This window comes from Burkholderia sp. BCC1644, assembly GCF_902833225.1.
Lineage (GTDB): Bacteria > Pseudomonadota > Gammaproteobacteria > Burkholderiales > Burkholderiaceae > Burkholderia.
Genome location: NZ_CADFEI010000001.1, coordinates 752,216 through 768,255 on the forward strand (window position 1 = coordinate 752,216; position 16,040 = coordinate 768,255).

A 16,040-nucleotide genomic window follows, 5' to 3' on the forward strand; every position below is an offset into this window, starting at 1 on the left:
ATTCTCCCGATTGCCCGCGACCATGAACATTCGCCACGAACGCTTCACCCGCCCCGCGCTGGGCGTCTTGTGCGTTGCAACGCTCGCAGCCCTCCAGGCGTGCAACGGCGACGCCTGCTTCGGCGTCGATGTCTGCTTCAACAACAACACGCAAACCGTCGCGCTGTCCGGCACGGCCGCGACGGGCGACGCGCTCGCGAGCGCGCAGGTGACGGTCAGTTGCGCGGCCGGCTCGGCGACGACGCTGACGGACGGCGGCGGCAACTACCGCGTGACGGTCAACGCCACGCTGCCGTGCGTCATCACCGTGGCATCGGGCGGTACGAGCCTGCATTCGCTCGCGTATGCGGGCGGCACCTTCAATACGACGCCCGAGACCGAGCTGATGCTCGTGTATCTCGCGGCCCAGCTCGGCACGAACACGGCCGGGCTGATCGGCAATTTCCAGGGCAGCCTGCACTATCAGCAGGTGATGAACGACCCGAATGCGGTGCAGGCCGCGCAATCGGCCGTGGTGTCGAACCTGCAGCAGCGCTACGCAGTCACGCTCGCGGCGCCTGCGTTCCTGACGACATCGTTCGTGGTCGGGCAACCGGGCGTCGACAGCGACCTCGTCGCGCTGGCCAAGGCCGGCGCGATCGATTCGAACGGACAGCCCGATCCGGCCGCCGTTTCGTCATTGGCACAGGCTGGCGCCGCGCATCCGCTGTAAGCAGCCGACACCGGACAGGAGCGGACGTCACGCGCCCGCTTCGCTCTCGCTGTCGGCCAGCAACGCCCACCGTTCGTGGTCGCGCCATGCGCCGCCAATGCGCAGATAGCGCGGCGAATAGCCCTCTTTCGTAAAGCCGAGCCGCCGCACCAGCGCGATCGACGCATGGTTGCCGGGCTGGATGTTCGCTTCGAGCCGATGCAGACCCAGCTCGTCGAATGCGATGGCGATCGCCGCGCGCAGCGCATCCGTCATCAGCCCCTTGCGGCTGAAATCCGCCATCCCGTAGTACCCGAGATACGCGCTCTGAAACACGCCACCGACGATCTCGTTCAGATTCACGACGCCGACCACCGCGCCGGAAGCCTGCTCGCGCGCGACGAGGCCGACGTTCGGCCCCGTCAGGCAGCGGGCGAACCACTGGTCGAATCCTGCCTGGTCGACGAACGAGTCGACCCACGGCAGGTGGTGACTCCGGCTCGCACGGTTGGCGGCGATCAGGTCGGCGGCGTCGGATCGGGCGACGCGGTTCAGGAGGATCCGGTTCATGGGGTGGTCGGCAGACAGCGCTTACGCGGCCTCCCCGCTCCCGCACACCACGGGCGCGGCCTGTTGCTGCGACAGGTAGCGCAGCAGCTTCGTCACCATCCATACGACGATGAACGACAGCGCGACGAAGAATACGGCAAGCGGCGTCAGCACATGGATCGACACGAAACCGGCCAGCCCCATCATCGCGGACGACACGAGCAGCAGCGCGCAGCCGAGGATCGCGCTCGTCAGCCCGGCGATATGCGGAAACAGCGAATTGCCCTTGGCCATCAGCGTCGGATACATCGCACCCGCGCAGAAGCCCATCACGAGCACCGGCGTCGCGAGCGTCCACACGCGCAGGCCGACGGTCAGCGCGAGCACCAGCATCGCGACCGATGCGCCGGCCATCACGCGCGCGCCGATGCGCAGCCGTTGCTCGGCGCTCGGCAGCCCGCGGCCGTGAATCCGGTTCGACAGACCACCGAGGAAATACATCAGGCCGATCCCGAGCGCGAGGTAGCCGAAGAAGGTCGGCGGCTTGTGCAGCGTGGTCTGCACCATGAACGGCCCGACGATGTTGAACACGAGCAGGATGCTGTAGCACAGACCCTGCGCAAGGAAGCAGCTCTGGAACACCGGGCTCGCCAGGACCTTGCCCGCATTCGTCATCAGCGTGCGCGGCTCGAGATGCACCGGCTTCGGCAAGGTTTCACGGTAGTGCCACAGCAGCGCCCACATCGCCAGCGAGTACACCAGCAGGAACACGAGACACGCGCGCCAGCCGAACCATTCCTGCAGGTGCGCGCCGATCACCGGCGCGATGATCGGTGCGAGCCCCCACGCGATCGACATGTACGTGAACGCATGCATCAGCGCCTGGCCCGAGAACGAATCGGTGATGATCGCCTTCGCGAGCAGGTTGGTGGTCGCGATCCCGAATCCTTGCAGGCAGCGCGCCAGGATGAACGTCTCGAGGTTCGTCGCGCCGAGCGACAGCAGGCAGCCGATCGTGTAGATCACGAGCCCGAACGCGAGCACGCGCTTGCGCCCGTACGCGTCGGCGATCGGGCCGAAGATCAGCTGGCCGAGCGCATAGGCCGCCATGTAGCCGGACACGCTCGACTGGATCGCCTGCGGCGTGGTCGCGAACGACCGTGCCATGTCGGGCAGCGCGGGTACGTAGATATCGATGGCGAGTTGGCCGGCGGACGAAAACAGGCAGATCAGGAACAGCAGGAAGCGCGGCGAATTCGACTCGCGCGCGGAGTTGAGCGTGGCGTTCATGACGACTGGGAAGAATCTCGGGCAGCAGTGACGCGCCGCAAATGTTCGAATTGCGAACATGCGTGCGATCGTGGCGAATCCCGTATTGTGCCTGTTGTTGCATCGGGCGACAGGATTCCCATGGCGCAGGCGCGGTTGAATGTCGATTGCGGCACATCCTGAAATGCGTGCTCCAGGATGGTTCCGTCATCGTGACGGCCCGCCCCCACGCGTGTCCGTCTTCAACTCGACATCCGGCGCGTTTCGCCTCGCTCCCGAACCGCCGGCCCCCGCCGGCGGCTTTTCATTGCGACGACCGGATCAATACTGTGCCTGGTCCGTCGGATTCTTGAACAGCTGCTTCATCTCCGCCGACAGCGGGTAGTCGAGGCTCACGCCCTTCGGCGGAATCGGTTGCGTGAACCATTGGTTGTAGAGCTTCTCGGCGGCGCCCGACGTCTGCATCTTCGCGATCACGCCGTCGACGACATGCTTGAACGCCGGATCGTCCTTGCGCATCATGCACGCGTAGTTCTCGTGGACGAGCGGCGTGCCTGTCACCGTATACGCCCCCGGGTTGCGATCCTTCGCGATCTCGCCGTACAGCAGCGGCTCGTCCATCACGAACGCCACCGCACGCCCGGTCGTGACGTTCATGAACGCTTCGGCGTGATCCTTCGCGCTGATGATCGTCATGTTCATCGCCTTCTCTTCGTTGAGCTTGCGCAACAGGCGCTCGTCCGACGTACCGGCCGTTGTCGCGACCGTCTTGCCGGCCAGGTCCGTGAAGTCCTTCACGCCCGAATCCTTGCGCGTGCTGAAGCGGATGCCGTACAAGAAGATGCTGTTCGAAAATGCGGCCTGCTTCTGCCGTTCGAGCGTGTTCGTCGTCGAGCCGCATTCGAAATCGATCGTCCCGTTCTGCAGCAGCGGAATCCGGTTCTGCGACGTGATCGGAATTTCCTTTACCGTGAGGTTCGGCGCGTTCAGCTCCGTCTTCAACTGGTCGATGATGCGCGACGCGATATCCCGCGAGTAGCCAATGTTCTTCTGCTGGTTGTCCGAATACGAGAACGGCACCGACGATTCGCGAATGCCCAGCGACACGACGCCCGTGTCCTTGATCTTCTTCAGCGTACCGGTGAGGGCCTGCGCGTGCGCGGCGCCCGCCAGCGCACAGGACAGCGCGACAGCCAGCAAACGGAAGCGGCGATCCATGCTTTTCTCCTGATGAAACGTTGATCGAATCGCGATCCTACGCCCGACAATATTCGCGTCGCATCAGGGAAAGCGTAAACAACCTTCCACCCCGGCCGCGCCGTGAAAGACGTTTTCCGTGCCGCGCCAATCGCGTCCGCGCCGCAGGTCTGGCTGACCGGCCGCGCGCGGACTCGCCCCCATCCTCTGTGTCACGCGTTCCAAACGCGCGTTCATGCCGCAAGGCAGCAACGTAATCGTTTGCGGCAACCCCGGTTTTTCTCGTGAAACGTACTCAAGAAGCCGCCGCGCAGGCCGTTACCCAGTGCATGGCGCGTCGCAGCAACCTTGCTGCAACCGTCAGACAAAAAAAGACAAGGTCCGGGTCAGCCGGACCAGCGCCACCGCCGGCACGACGGTTATCCACGAGGATCGAGTTTCAACATGAGAGCCAAACGTTTCAATTCTGCGCTGGCGCGCTCCGCACACGCGCGCATGCTCGCCGGCATGCTGTCCGCCGCCGCCCTGCTACCCCTCGCCGGTTGCGGCGGAGGCGGCGGCGACGGCAGCAACCCTTCCTCCTCCAACGCTGCACCGGCCCCGACGCCGTCCCCCACGCCGACCACCCCCACGACCCCACCCGCCACCACCGGCAGCAATGCGTGCGCCACGCAGCAGGCCGCCGTGCAGGTGGCCGCGCAGACGGCACCGGTCGAGCCGCCCGTCGATCACCTGATCGTCAAGCTGAAGACGCTGACGGCCACGCGTGCGATGGCCGCCATCGACAACGGGACGCGGCTCGACGCGGTCATCCAGCGCTCGATGACGCGCTGGACGGCACCGGTGACCGGCAGCGCGCGCGCCTATGCGAGCACGGTCGCGCAAGCGCCGGTGAACGTGCAGGTCGAGCGGACGATCTCGAACGGCGCAGCCGTGCTGTCGCTCGGCCAGCGCATGGCGGCGACCGACGCCGCCGCGCTCGCGCAGGCATTCGCGGCCGACAGCGATGTCGACTACGCGGAACCGGATCACCCGATGCAGGTGCGCGACACGCCGAGCGACCCGCTCTACAGCCAGCAGTGGTACCTGTCCGATCCGACGGCCGGGATCGACCTGCCGCCCGCCTGGAACGTGACCAAGGGTTCGCCGACCGTCGTCACGGCCGTGCTCGACACGGGCTACCGGCCGCACGCCGACATCGTCGGCAACCTGCTGTCCGGCTACAGCTTCATCAGCAACGTCAACACCAGCAACAACGGCCTGACGCGCAGCCCTGACGCCACCGATCCGGGCGACTGGGTCACGCAGCAGGAACTCGACAACGCAAACGGCCCGTACTATCACTGCGCAAGCCAGCCAAGCGACAGCAGCTGGCACGGCACGCGCGTGATGGGCGTGATCGGTGCGACCGCCAACAACGGCACCGGTATCGCCGGCGTGTCGTGGCTCGGCCAGATCCTGCCGGTACGCGTACTCGGCAAGTGCGGCGGCGTGACGAGCGACATCGCGGACGGGATGCGCTGGGCAGCCGGCATCGCCGTCAACGGCGTCCCGACCAACCCGCGGCCCGCGAAGGTCATCAACCTGAGCCTCGGCGGCGTCGGCGCATGCAGCGCGACGTTCCAGCAGGCGATCGACGACGTGACGGCGAAGGGCGTGACCGTCGTCGTCGCGGCCGGCAACGACGGCCTGTCGACCGGGCTCGACCAGCCCGCGAACTGCCGCGGCGTGATCAGCGTCGGCGCGACCGACGCGACGGGCCGACGCGCATCGTTCAGCAACTTCGGCGCCGATGTCGCGCTGAGCGCGCCGGGCGTCAACATCCTGTCGACGTCGAACACCGGCACGACGACCCCTGGCTCGGACACCTACGGCCTCGCGAACGGCACCAGCCTCGCGACGCCGCAAGTGACGGGCGTCGCCGCACTGATGCTGTCGGTGAACGGCAACCTGACGCCCGCGCAGATCCAGCAGAAGCTGCAAGGCGGCACGCGCGCGGCGAAGCTGGCAGCCGGCACGTCGTGCACCGCGATGCCGGCAGGCTCGGGCATCCTCGATGCAGGGGCCGCCGTCGCGTCGGCAAACCTGTAACCGGCACCCGGTTCGACGCGGCCGCGCGCACGCCACCATGACGTGCGCGCGGCCGTTTCGTTATCGGCCTTCCCGCGATTCCGTGCGCCCGCATGCCCCGGTTACGCATCTCGAAATAACGCCTGACAAAAGGGTTGACGCTTCGCACAGCGAGCCATTACCATCGCTCCCGTCTAATTACATGGAGTGTTCTGTGAACACCGATGCGAGTTGTAGTTGGTGCTTGACCAACTTGACTGCTGCCTGAGGAAAACGCGCAGAGCCTCGTCTTCTGCCGCATCCCGGGAAGCAGGATGCGGCGTCCTTCCGGCCAGACTACGGGCCCGATCTCCCGCCGAATTTTTCGATGTTGTCGAATGCACGCGACGCGCCGTCGCGCGTGTGCGTTCGCGTTGCGCGCGGCGCCAGCCGCGTGCGCCCTCCGTTCGCGTGCCGTCCGGCCGCGCGCCCTCGTGCGTGCGCGGCTTCCGATCGCCCGTGCCGACTATCCGCAACCGACAGGAGTGCAGATGAACTCAGACGACAGTAGTCGATTACCGCTCGCCGGTGCGACGCTGCGCATCCACACGCCGACCGCATCACGCGCGCCGGCGAGCGTTCCCGCCTTTACCGATCCACAGCCGATCGCGCCTGACGCGACGCGGCGGGGAGCGCTCGTGCGTCGATAACGTCACGGTCGCTCCCCGCCCGCCGCCTCGTGCGCAAGGAGCGACACATGACAACACGACACAACACCTCGCAGAAGAAACAGCGCGGCTTCATCAAGACCGGCGCCGGCAAGCAGAACGAGCCGCTCACCATGCGCGCCGCGCAGGAAGCGGCCCGGCCGCTCGAAGACACGCTGAAGGCGCTGCACACCAGCACGCGCGGCCTCACCTACGACCAGGCCGCCGACCGCCTGCAGCACTACGGCCCGAACGAGATCGCGCACGACAAGCCGCCGCACTGGACCCGCCAGTTGCTGCTCTCGTTCCACAACCCGTTCGTCTACGTGCTGCTGGTGCTGGCCGCGATCAGCTTCTGCACCGACGTCTGGTTCGCGGCGCCCGACGATCGCGACTATGTCGGCATGACGATCCTGCTGACGATGGTCACGATCAGCGCGCTGCTGCGCTTCGTGCAGGAATTCCGCTCGCTGCGCGCGGCCGAGAAGCTGAAGGCGATGGTCCGCACGACCGCGACCGTGCAGCGCGCGGTGACCGACACGTCCGAGCCGGCCCGCCGCGAGGTGCCGATGCGCGAGGTCGTGACCGGCGACATCGTGCACCTGTCGGCCGGCGACATGATTCCGGCGGACGTGCGCCTGCTCGCGTCGCGCGACCTGTTCATCAGCCAGGCCGTGCTGACCGGCGAGGCGCTGCCGGTCGAGAAATACGACACGCTCGGCGCGGTGGCAGGCAAATCCGCCGGCACGCGCACGACCGGTGCGGCGACCGATACGTCGGCATCGTTGCTCGATCTCGAGAACGTCTGCTTCATGGGCACCAACGTCGTCAGCGGCACCGCGACGGCCGTCGTCGTCGCGACCGGCGAGGACACCTACTTCGGCTCGCTCGCGCGCAACGTCGTGAGCCACAAGCGCATCGAGACGAGCTTCGACCGCGGCGTCGCCAGCGTGAGCTGGCTGCTGATCAAGTTCATGTTCGTGATGGTGCCGATCGTGTTCATGATCAACGGGCTGACCAAGGGCGACTGGCTGAGCGCGCTCACGTTCGCGCTCGCGGTGGCCGTCGGGCTGACGCCCGAGATGCTGCCGATGATCGTCAGCGCGAACCTCGCGCGCGGCGCGGTCGCGATGGCGCGCCGCAAGGTCGTCGTCAAGCGACTGAACTCGGTGCAGAACTTCGGTGCGATGGACGTGCTGTGTACCGACAAGACCGGCACGCTCACGCAGGACAAGATCATCCTCGAACACCACCTCGACCTGTCCGGTCACAAGAACGAGGAAATCCTGCGGCTCGGCTGGCTGAACAGCTTCCACCAGAGCGGCCAGAAGAACCTGATCGACATCGCGGTCGTCGCGCGCGCCGACGAGATCGGCGAACGCGTCAAGCCGCAAGGCTACAAGAAGATCGACGAACTGCCGTTCGACTTCGTGCGGCGCCGCCTGTCGGTCGTCGTCGAGGACCGGCATGGCACGCACCTGCTGATCTGCAAGGGCGCGGTCGAGGAAATGCTGGCCGTCTCCACGCACGTTCAGGATGAAGACGGCGTGCGCCCGCTCGACTTCGTCGCGCGCAAACGACTGCTCGAACAGGCCACTGCCTACAACGAGGACGGCTTCCGCGTGCTCGTGCTCGCGACGCGCACGATCGCACGCGGCGACGAGCGTGCGCAGTACCGCACCGCCGACGAACACGATCTCGTCGTGCGCGGCTTCCTGACCTTCCTCGATCCGCCGAAGGAATCGGCCGCACCGGCGCTCGCCGCGCTACGCGAAAACGGCGTCGCGGTGAAGGTGCTGACGGGCGACAACCCGACCGTCACGATGAAGGTCTGCCGCCAGGTCGGCCTCGAACCCGGCAAGCCGATGCTCGGCGCGGAAATCGAGGCGCTGGACGACGAAACGCTCGCGCTGGTCGTCGAACGCACGACCGTGTTCGCGAAGCTCACGCCGCTGCAGAAGGCGCGCATCGTCAAGGCGCTGCAGGCGAACGGCCACACGGTCGGCTTCCTCGGCGACGGCATCAACGATGCGCCCGCGCTGCGCGACGCCGACGTCGGCATCTCGGTCGACAGCGGCGCCGACATCGCGAAGGAAACCGCCGACATCATCCTGCTCGAAAAGAGCCTGATGGTGCTCGAGGAAGGCGTGATCAAGGGCCGCGAGACGTTCGGCAACATCCTGAAGTACCTGAACATGACCGCCAGCTCCAACTTCGGCAACGTGTTCTCGGTGCTCGTCGCCAGCGCGTTCCTGCCGTGGGAGCCGATGCTCGCGACCCAGCTGCTCGTGCTGAACCTGATCTACGACACGTCGCAGATGCTGCTGCCGTGGGACAAGATGGATCCCGAGTTCCTGAAGAAGCCGCGCAAGTGGGAAGCCGGCAACATCAGCCGCTTCATGCTGTGGGTCGGGCCGACGTCGTCGGTATTCGACATCACGACCTACATCCTGATGTGGACCGTGTTCGGCGCGGGCGCGTTGTACCACCTGAACGGCGGTACCGGCGGCCAGATCGTGATGAACTCGGGCTGGTTCATCGAGAGTCTCGTGTCGCAAACGCTCGTCGTGCACCTGCTGCGCACGCAGAAGATCCCGTTCCTGCAGAGCACGGCGTCGCTGCCGGTACTGCTGTCGACCTTCACTGCGATCGCGATCGGCTGCTGGCTGCCGTTCTCGCCGTTCGCGGAAGCGATCGGCTTCATGCACCTGCCGAACACCTACTGGCTGTGGCTCGCCGCGACGATGGTCGGCTACATCGTGCTCGCGCAGATCGTCAAGACGATCTACGTGCGCCGCTACAAGCAGTGGTTCTGATTCCGTCCTGAAGCCGTACCGATTCCGTCCGGAGGACGACGTGCCGGCCCGCGCCATGCCGCGGGCCGGCACGCTCACGACACGCTACGGATAATGTGACGGCAAAGCGTCCTTCCACTCGTCAGCGACGACACGGCGCGATGCATGCGCCGAGCCACGACACGACGGGCCGCATCAGCGGCCCGCCTTCATTCGTCAAGCATCGTTCGCGCCGAACAGTTGTGCGCACACCGCGCGCCCTTCGTCGGTCAGCGCAGCGCTGCCGGTACCGTCTTCGTTCAGCGTCGTCGCGCTCAGGCCCGCGGCGTCGAGCTGCGTCAATACGCGGCGCAGCGTACTCATCGGCAGTTGCGTGCGCTTCGCGATCTTCGGCAGCGACCACGTCTTGCCGGCCGGATCGTTCGCGGCCTCGTTCAGCGTCGCGAGCGTCGCAACGAGTGCGGGATCGAGCGGGGAGTCGTCGGATTCTGAAGTCATCGGTTCGGGTTCGTCGGCCGGCGCCGGGCCGGCATTCATTCGGAAAAGGCAATCGCGGACACTATACGCCGCGTCACGCGCCCTTGAGCGCGGTGCGCATGAACGACACGAAATGCTTCGTGACGGGATCGTCGCGATCGGACAACCATGCGAGCCCCACGCGCCACTTCGCGTCGCGGCCGTCGAGCGGCAGCACCGTGGCATCGCGCAGCAGAAACCGCGCGCTCGACGGGATGAACGCGACGCCGACGCCAGCCGCGACGGATGTCAGCACCGACTGCACGTCCTCCGCCTGCTGCGTCACGTGCGGCACGAAGCGGCGCTCGACGCACCACCGGTCGATCTGCGCGGCGAGCCCCGCGCCGCGCGCACGCTGCAGCGCGATGAAGCCGATTTCGTTGAGCACGTCGAGGTCGGCCGGCACGCGCTTGAAGCCGAGATGCGGCGGCACCGCGAGCGCGAGCGCTTCGTCGATCACCTTGAACGACGACAATCCTTCATCGGCAGGCAGACGCAGGAAACCCGCGTCGAGCTTGCCTGCGCGCAACCGGCGCGTCTGCTCGGACGACGACAGGTCGCTCAGCGTGACCGCAATGCCCGGATTGCGACGCCGGAACTCGGCGATGAGTTTCGGCACGAGCGTCAGCACGGACAGGCAGATGCCGAGCCGCAGATGCCCGCGTTGCCCGCTGGTCGCTTCCCGTGCGCGCGTGAGGATCTCGTCGGCGTCGCGCACGAGCGCCTGCGCATCGGGCAGGAAGCGTTCGCCGAACGGCGTCAGCTCCGCGCCGTGCCGGCCGCGCTCGAACAGCTTGCCGCCGAGGCTCGCCTCGAGCGCGCCGATCTGCTTGCTCAGCGCCGGCTGGCTCATGTGCAGCGCATCGGCCGCGCGGCTGAAATGACACAGCTCGGTGACCGTCAGGAACGTGCGCAGCAGTTTCAGTTCCATTCTTGAAAGGAATCGTTTCGATCGAAATATTCATTTTACTGATCGAACGGGGTGACGTTCAATACGGGCATGCCCTTCCCGGAGTTCACTGCCATGTCTTTCGATCAAGCCGTTGATTGTGTGGTCGAGCCGTCATGCGATGGCGCGGACGCAAACGAACACGCAGCCGCACCCGATGCGCGCGCACCGAAACGCCGTGCCGAACGCGCCGACGGACGCAGCCGCCGGTTCCGCTTCGGCGATGCGATCGAAGCCCCGCCGCCGCGGGCCGTGACAGGCTCGATCGCGATCAGTTTTGCGGTCGTGTCGCGGCGAAACTGGCCGCGCTGAACGGCACGCGCACCCGGCCTTCACCGCGCGCGCACCGCCGGCAGGCAGGACGAAAACGCTCCGAATCCTCCCGCATCACGCGTCATTGCGACTCATCCCATCGTCATCGCCACGCGATCGACCGTATAATTTCCCGCACCCGCTGACCGCCCATGCATTCCGCGCAGCCGCATCGCGCGTGAAAAGGAGACTTTCGCTTGACCGGCCTCATCGCGCGCCTGCCTCGCGCCCGGACCACCCTCATCCTCGCCCTCTCGTTCCTGCTGCTCGCGTTTGCCGCGAATGCTTCCGCGCAACGCGTGCAACCGCATCGCACCGCACACGCCCAGCCGCATGCGCACTCGAAGGCCGTCAAGAAGAAGCCCCATCGCAAGAAAAAAGCCGTCAAGCATCGCCGCCCGCGCGTGAAGCATCAAGCCGTCAAACGTCATGCCGCACCCGCGCCGCAGCAGCGGCGCGCGAAGCGCACGACCGCCGTGCACCCACGCCCGGCCGCGAAACCGAAGCTGCTCGCCAGTTGCGGCTACACGCCGCGTGCGGCCGGGTCGCTGCATTCACGCGCGGCCTACGTGCTCGACGTCGATTCCGGCACGCCGCTGCTGGCCCGCAACGCCCGCACCGTGCGGCCGATCGCGTCGATCTCGAAGCTGATGACGGCCGTCGTCGCGCGCGACGCCGATCGTCCGCTGAACGGCGTGCTGCGCGTCACCGCGCACGATCGCGACACGATCAAGTTCACCGGCTCGCGCCTGCAGGTCGGCTCGGAGCTGTCGCGCCGCGACATGTTCCATATCGCGCTGATGTCGTCGGAGAACCGCGCGGCCGCCGCGCTGAGCCGCGACTATCCGGGCGGTCGCGCCGCGTTCGTCAAGGCGATGAACCGCGAAGCGCGCCGGCTCGGCATGCGCCATACGCACTTCCGCGAGCCGACCGGCCTGTCGCCGCACAACGTGTCGACGGCGGAAGATCTCGCGCGGCTCGTCGGCGCGGCCGCGCAGGATCCGCTGATCCGCTATTTCTCGACGGACACGTCGACCACCGTGCGCCCCGGCGACGGCGAACTCGTGTACGTGAATTCCGACCCGCTCGTCCGCTACCGTCGCCTGCCGATCCGGCTGCAGAAAACCGGCTTCATCAACGAATCGGGGCACGGCGTCGTGATGCGGATGCGCGTAAACGGCCGCCGCGAGACGGTCGTGCTGCTCGGCGCGCCGACGCGTGGGGGCGTATCGAGCGACGCGCTCAAGATCCACCGCTGGCTGTCCTGCTCGATCCAGTAAGCACGCGCAGGCGGACGGCACATTCCCGACGGGAGCGATGCCATGCAGGACGAATACCGCTTCAACGCCTTCGGAAGGCTGCTCGCCGTCGTGCGCGCGAACGGCCGCTGGGCCGTGTTCGATCTCGGTGTCGAAGGCAAGCGGCGCCCGGCCAACCTGCAGATTCCGTCCGCGCTCGCCGCGGACGAACTCGCGCAATACCTCGGCGACCTGCTGCACGAGGACGCGACCCCGAAATACAGCGAAGTCGTCCCGGTCGCCCCGCGCCGCGCGTAATCGCACGCCGGGCCACGCTACGATCCGGCGGAAAATTACACAGTTAAACTTGCAAGTTTAACTGTCGTATCCTATGATCCGCCGCATGAACCCGCCACGCAAACCCGGCGTTTCCGCCGACACCGTCGCCGCCGACCTGACCCTCGCAGTCGGCCAGTTGATCCGCCGGCTGCGCTCCGAGATCGAATCCGAAGGGCTCGGCATGTCGCAGACCAGCGCGCTCGCGCGGCTCGAGCAGCAAGGGCCGATGACGACCGCCGACCTCGCGCGCGCCGAGGCCATGAAGCCGCAGTCGATGAAGACGATTCTCGCGAGCCTCGAAGAGGAAGGCCTCGTCGAACGCGAGCCGCATCCGACCGACGGCCGCCAGATCCTGTTCCAGCTGACCGCGGTCGGCCTCGACGCGCGTCGCAAGCGCCATATCGCGAAGCACCAGTGGCTCGGTGCCGCGATCGAAAGGCTCGATCCCGAAGAAATCCGCACGCTCGCCGCGGCGATCCCGCTGATCCGCCGCATCGGCGAGCAATGAATCCGGCCGGCGCGCCACGCGGCATCCGCGCGCCCGGCTTTCCCTGCCCTTTTTCACGGAGCCCCATCATGAGCGCAACCCGTCTCGACACGAACACGGCACTCGTCGTCATCGATCTGCAGAAAGGCATCGCCGCCCTCCCCACCGCCCACCCGGTCGCGCCGGTGATCGCGCACGCCCGCACGCTGCTCGACGCATTCCGCAGCCGCGGCCTGCCGGTCGTGCTCGTCAACGTCGCCGGCGGTGCACCGGGCCGCACGCAGCAACAGGTGCGCCTGGACGCGCTGCCGGCCGACTGGGCCGAACTCGTGCCCGAACTGGACCGCCAGCCGAACGACCATGTCGTGACGAAAAAGACCTGGGGCGCATTTACCGGCACCGATCTCGACGCGCACCTGAAGGCGGCCGGCGTCACGCAGATCGTGCTGACCGGCATCGCGACGAGCATCGGCGTCGAATCGACCGCACGGCAGGCCCACGAACTCGGCTACAACGTGACGCTCGCCGTCGACGCGATGACCGACCTCAACGCGGACGCGCACGCGAACAGCATCGAGCGCCTGTTCCCGCGCCTCGGCGAGACCGGCACGACGCAGGACATCGTCGCGCTGCTCGACCAGCGCGGCGCGTGAGCGACAAACGCACGCAGCCGGCGCCGGGCCTGGCGGCCGGCCGGGTCGATCCGTCGATCTGGAAGGTCAGCGCGGTCGCGACGCTCGGCTCGCTGCTGTCGCAGCTCGACGCGACGATCGTCAACGTGTCGCTGTCGAGCCTCGCGACCGACCTGCACGCCAGCCTGTCGACGATCCAGTGGGTGACGAGCGGCTACCTGCTCGCGCTCACGCTGGTGCTGCCCCTGAACGGCTGGCTGGTTGACCGCATCGGCGCGAAAGCACTGTATCTGTGGTGTTTCTCGGCGTTCACGCTCACGTCGGCGCTGTGCGGGCTCGCGTGGTCCGCGCCGTCGCTGATCGCGTTCCGCGTACTGCAAGGCGTGAGCGGCGGGTTGCTCGCGCCGATGGCGCAGATGATGATCGCGCGTGTCGCCGGCCAGCAGATGGCGCGCGTGATCGGCTACGCGGCGGTGCCCGTGCTGCTTGCGCCGATCCTCGGCCCGGTGGTCGCCGGCGCGATCCTGCAGCATGCGTCGTGGCGCTGGCTGTTTCTCGTGAACCTGCCCGTCGGCGCGCTCGCCCTCGCGCTGGCCGCGCGCTTCCTGCCCGGCGACCGCGACGATGCGCAGCGCCGTGAACTCGACTGGGTCGGCCTCGCGCTGCTGTCGCCCGCCCTCGTGCTGTTCCTGTACGGCGCCGAACGAATCGGCTCGGCGCTCGGCGTCGCCGCGGTCGCATGCTCGGCGTTGCTGCTCGCTGCGTTCCTGCGCTTCGAGCGACGCAAGGGCGAACATGCGCTGATCGATCTCGCGCTGTTTCGCTCGCGCGTGTTCGGCGCGGCGGCCGGCACGCAGTTCCTGTCGAACGGCGCGATGTATGCGGGCCAGATGCTGATCCCCGTATTCCTGATCCAGGCGTGCGGACGTTCGCCGGGCGAGATGGGCTGGCTGCTCGCGCCGCTCGGGCTCGGCATGCTCGTCACCTATCCGTCGATGGGCGCGTTGACGAGCCGGTTCGGCGTGCGCCGGCTGGCCGCGGCCGGCGCGTTGCTCGCGCTCGTCGCGACGCTGCCGTTCGTGTTCCTCGCGCTGACCGGCTTCGACCCGGTCGTGCTCGTACCGGCGCTGTTCCTGCGCGGCATGGGCCAGAGCGCGATCGGCGCGCCGTCGATCACCGCCGCGTATGCGTCAGTGGAACGCCGCAACCTGCCGATGGCGACGACATCGCTCAATATCGTGCAGCGCCTCGGCGGCCCGACGTTCACGACGATGTGCACGCTGTTCCTCGCGTGGCGGCTGCATGCCGAATCGGTGTCGGCCGGCGGCTCGCAGGCTGTCGCGTATGCGTGGGCCTTCGGCCTGCTGTGCGCACTGCATGCGGCGAGCTTCGTCACGACGCTGTGGCTGCCGCTATGGTCGAGCGGCGCAGGTGGCCGACCGGCCGGCGCTGCGCGGGCCGGTTCGCGCTGAACAGGGGGCGCGCCGCGCGCGGCCGCCCCGCTACGGCAGCCACATCGGCACGATCGAAATCACGAGCAGCAGCCCAAGCCCCGCATTCAGGCAGCGCCACTGCCGCTCGGTGCGCAACACGCGCGCGAACAGGAGCCCGGCAAAACACCACAATGACAGCGACGCCATCGCGGCCACGCCGAACGCGAGCCCGAGCAACACGCCGAGCCGTGCCGGACCGGACGCAAGCGCGGCGAACGACGCGGCCGCGCCGAGCGTCATCGCCCAGCCCTTCGGGTTGTGCCACAGCATCCACACGCCGCTGACGAACCCTTGCGGCCGGTGTACGGCGGCATCGAGCCGCGGCTTGCCGCCGCGCCCGATGCGCACGGCCAGCCATACGAGGTACAACGAGCCGGCCGCCTTCATCGCGAGCTGCAATGCCGGCAGTGCGAGCAGCACGCCGCCGAGCCCGGCCGCCGCCGCGGCCGCCATCGACGCCAGACCGGCCGCGATGCCCGTCATCATCGGCAGCGAACGCCGGTAGCCGAAATGCGCACCCGACGCGGTCGCGAGCGTCGTCGCGCCGCCCGGCGTCACGGTGGATACCATCACGAACAGCATCAGCGGCAGGTAGTCGTGAAGCGGCACGGCGGCTCCCGGTTGTCGTCATCGAAGCCCCGTTTTACCTTCGCTTTTTCCATTACAACAGCGAAAGATTTTTATGCCTGCCATTAGGCAGTATGACTTCGCGTGAGGTAGAGGGCTGGCCTGCGGCGAGGAAGCAAACGCGGGTTAGCATTGCAGCCAGAGCCGCACGGTGTGGACGGTGCCACACCCGGCACTTTCTCGCACGGAG

General features: G+C 67.3%; 15 protein-coding genes. 9 read left to right on the forward strand and 6 right to left on the reverse strand.

All coding sequences use genetic code 11. The features are described from left to right. The first annotated feature begins 22 nt into the window (after window positions 1-22). Entirely contained in the window at window positions 23-712 is a 690-nt protein-coding gene (locus HWX87_RS03320; RefSeq protein ID WP_176045668.1) for a hypothetical protein, read from the forward strand. 27 nt (window positions 713-739) lie between these two features. On the opposite strand, the gene HWX87_RS03325 is transcribed toward HWX87_RS03320, so the two are convergent. The 3 genes from HWX87_RS03325 to HWX87_RS03335 all read right to left on the reverse strand — a co-directional run bounded on the left by HWX87_RS03325 (window position 740) and on the right by HWX87_RS03335 (window position 3,727). Further along, window positions 740-1,261, reverse strand: coding sequence for a GNAT family protein (locus tag HWX87_RS03325; RefSeq protein WP_176045670.1), 522 nt, complete (start codon window positions 1,259-1,261; stop codon window positions 740-742). A 21-nt stretch (window positions 1,262-1,282) separates the two neighbouring features. After that, window positions 1,283-2,530 carry a multidrug effflux MFS transporter gene (locus HWX87_RS03330; RefSeq protein ID WP_176045672.1) on the reverse strand — a complete coding sequence of 416 codons (1,248 nt, stop codon included), beginning with the start codon at window positions 2,528-2,530 and terminating at the stop codon, window positions 1,283-1,285. Between the two features lie 300 nt (window positions 2,531-2,830). Then, complete coding sequence (locus HWX87_RS03335; RefSeq protein ID WP_176045673.1) at window positions 2,831-3,727, reverse strand: glutamate/aspartate ABC transporter substrate-binding protein; 897 nt, start codon at window positions 3,725-3,727, stop codon at window positions 2,831-2,833. Window positions 3,728-4,150: 423 nt separating this feature from the next. Here HWX87_RS03335 and HWX87_RS03340 point away from each other — a divergent pair, with 423 nt between their 5' ends. Both HWX87_RS03340 and mgtA read left to right on the forward strand, forming a co-directional pair. Continuing rightward, window positions 4,151-5,797 carry a S8 family peptidase gene (locus tag HWX87_RS03340; RefSeq protein WP_176045675.1) on the forward strand — a complete coding sequence of 549 codons (1,647 nt, stop codon included), beginning with the start codon at window positions 4,151-4,153 and terminating at the stop codon, window positions 5,795-5,797. A gap of 715 nt (window positions 5,798-6,512) precedes the next feature. Then, window positions 6,513-9,278 carry a magnesium-translocating P-type ATPase gene (gene mgtA / locus HWX87_RS03345; RefSeq protein WP_176045676.1) on the forward strand — a complete coding sequence of 922 codons (2,766 nt, stop codon included), beginning with the start codon at window positions 6,513-6,515 and terminating at the stop codon, window positions 9,276-9,278. Window positions 9,279-9,473: 195 nt separating this feature from the next. Here mgtA and HWX87_RS03350 read toward each other — a convergent pair whose 3' ends face one another. Both HWX87_RS03350 and HWX87_RS03355 read right to left on the reverse strand, forming a co-directional pair. Next, on the reverse strand, window positions 9,474-9,755 hold the full coding sequence (locus HWX87_RS03350) for a transcriptional regulator (protein ID WP_176045678.1): 282 nt from the start codon (window positions 9,753-9,755) through the stop codon (window positions 9,474-9,476). Between the two features lie 73 nt (window positions 9,756-9,828). After that, a complete protein-coding gene (locus tag HWX87_RS03355) occupies window positions 9,829-10,704 on the reverse strand; it encodes a LysR substrate-binding domain-containing protein (RefSeq protein WP_176045680.1) in 876 nt (291 codons plus the stop codon). A 51-nt stretch (window positions 10,705-10,755) separates the two neighbouring features. Between HWX87_RS03355 and HWX87_RS03360 the strand changes: the two genes are divergently transcribed. From HWX87_RS03360 to HWX87_RS03385, 6 genes are all read left to right on the forward strand, one after another. Further along, window positions 10,756-11,034 carry a hypothetical protein gene (locus tag HWX87_RS03360; protein ID WP_176045682.1) on the forward strand — a complete coding sequence of 93 codons (279 nt, stop codon included), beginning with the start codon at window positions 10,756-10,758 and terminating at the stop codon, window positions 11,032-11,034. A 197-nt stretch (window positions 11,035-11,231) separates the two neighbouring features. After that, window positions 11,232-12,314, forward strand: coding sequence for a serine hydrolase (locus tag HWX87_RS03365; RefSeq protein ID WP_176045684.1), 1,083 nt, complete (start codon window positions 11,232-11,234; stop codon window positions 12,312-12,314). A 42-nt stretch (window positions 12,315-12,356) separates the two neighbouring features. Further along, window positions 12,357-12,590 carry a hypothetical protein gene (locus HWX87_RS03370; protein WP_176045686.1) on the forward strand — a complete coding sequence of 78 codons (234 nt, stop codon included), beginning with the start codon at window positions 12,357-12,359 and terminating at the stop codon, window positions 12,588-12,590. 73 nt (window positions 12,591-12,663) lie between these two features. After that, the gene (locus HWX87_RS03375; protein WP_176045688.1) at window positions 12,664-13,119 is read left to right on the forward strand and encodes a MarR family transcriptional regulator; all 456 of its coding nucleotides are present in this window, start codon (window positions 12,664-12,666) and stop codon (window positions 13,117-13,119) included. A gap of 68 nt (window positions 13,120-13,187) precedes the next feature. Continuing rightward, a complete protein-coding gene (locus tag HWX87_RS03380; protein WP_176045690.1) occupies window positions 13,188-13,751 on the forward strand; it encodes an isochorismatase family protein in 564 nt (187 codons plus the stop codon). Beyond that, the gene (locus HWX87_RS03385) at window positions 13,748-15,202 is read left to right on the forward strand and encodes a DHA2 family efflux MFS transporter permease subunit (protein WP_176045692.1); all 1,455 of its coding nucleotides are present in this window, start codon (window positions 13,748-13,750) and stop codon (window positions 15,200-15,202) included. The genes HWX87_RS03380 and HWX87_RS03385 overlap by 4 nt, the downstream gene beginning before the upstream one ends. Window positions 15,203-15,232: 30 nt before the next feature. On the opposite strand, the gene HWX87_RS03390 is transcribed toward HWX87_RS03385, so the two are convergent. Then, on the reverse strand, window positions 15,233-15,832 hold the full coding sequence (locus tag HWX87_RS03390) for a LysE family transporter (RefSeq protein ID WP_176045694.1): 600 nt from the start codon (window positions 15,830-15,832) through the stop codon (window positions 15,233-15,235). Between the last annotated feature and the right edge of the window lie 208 nt (window positions 15,833-16,040).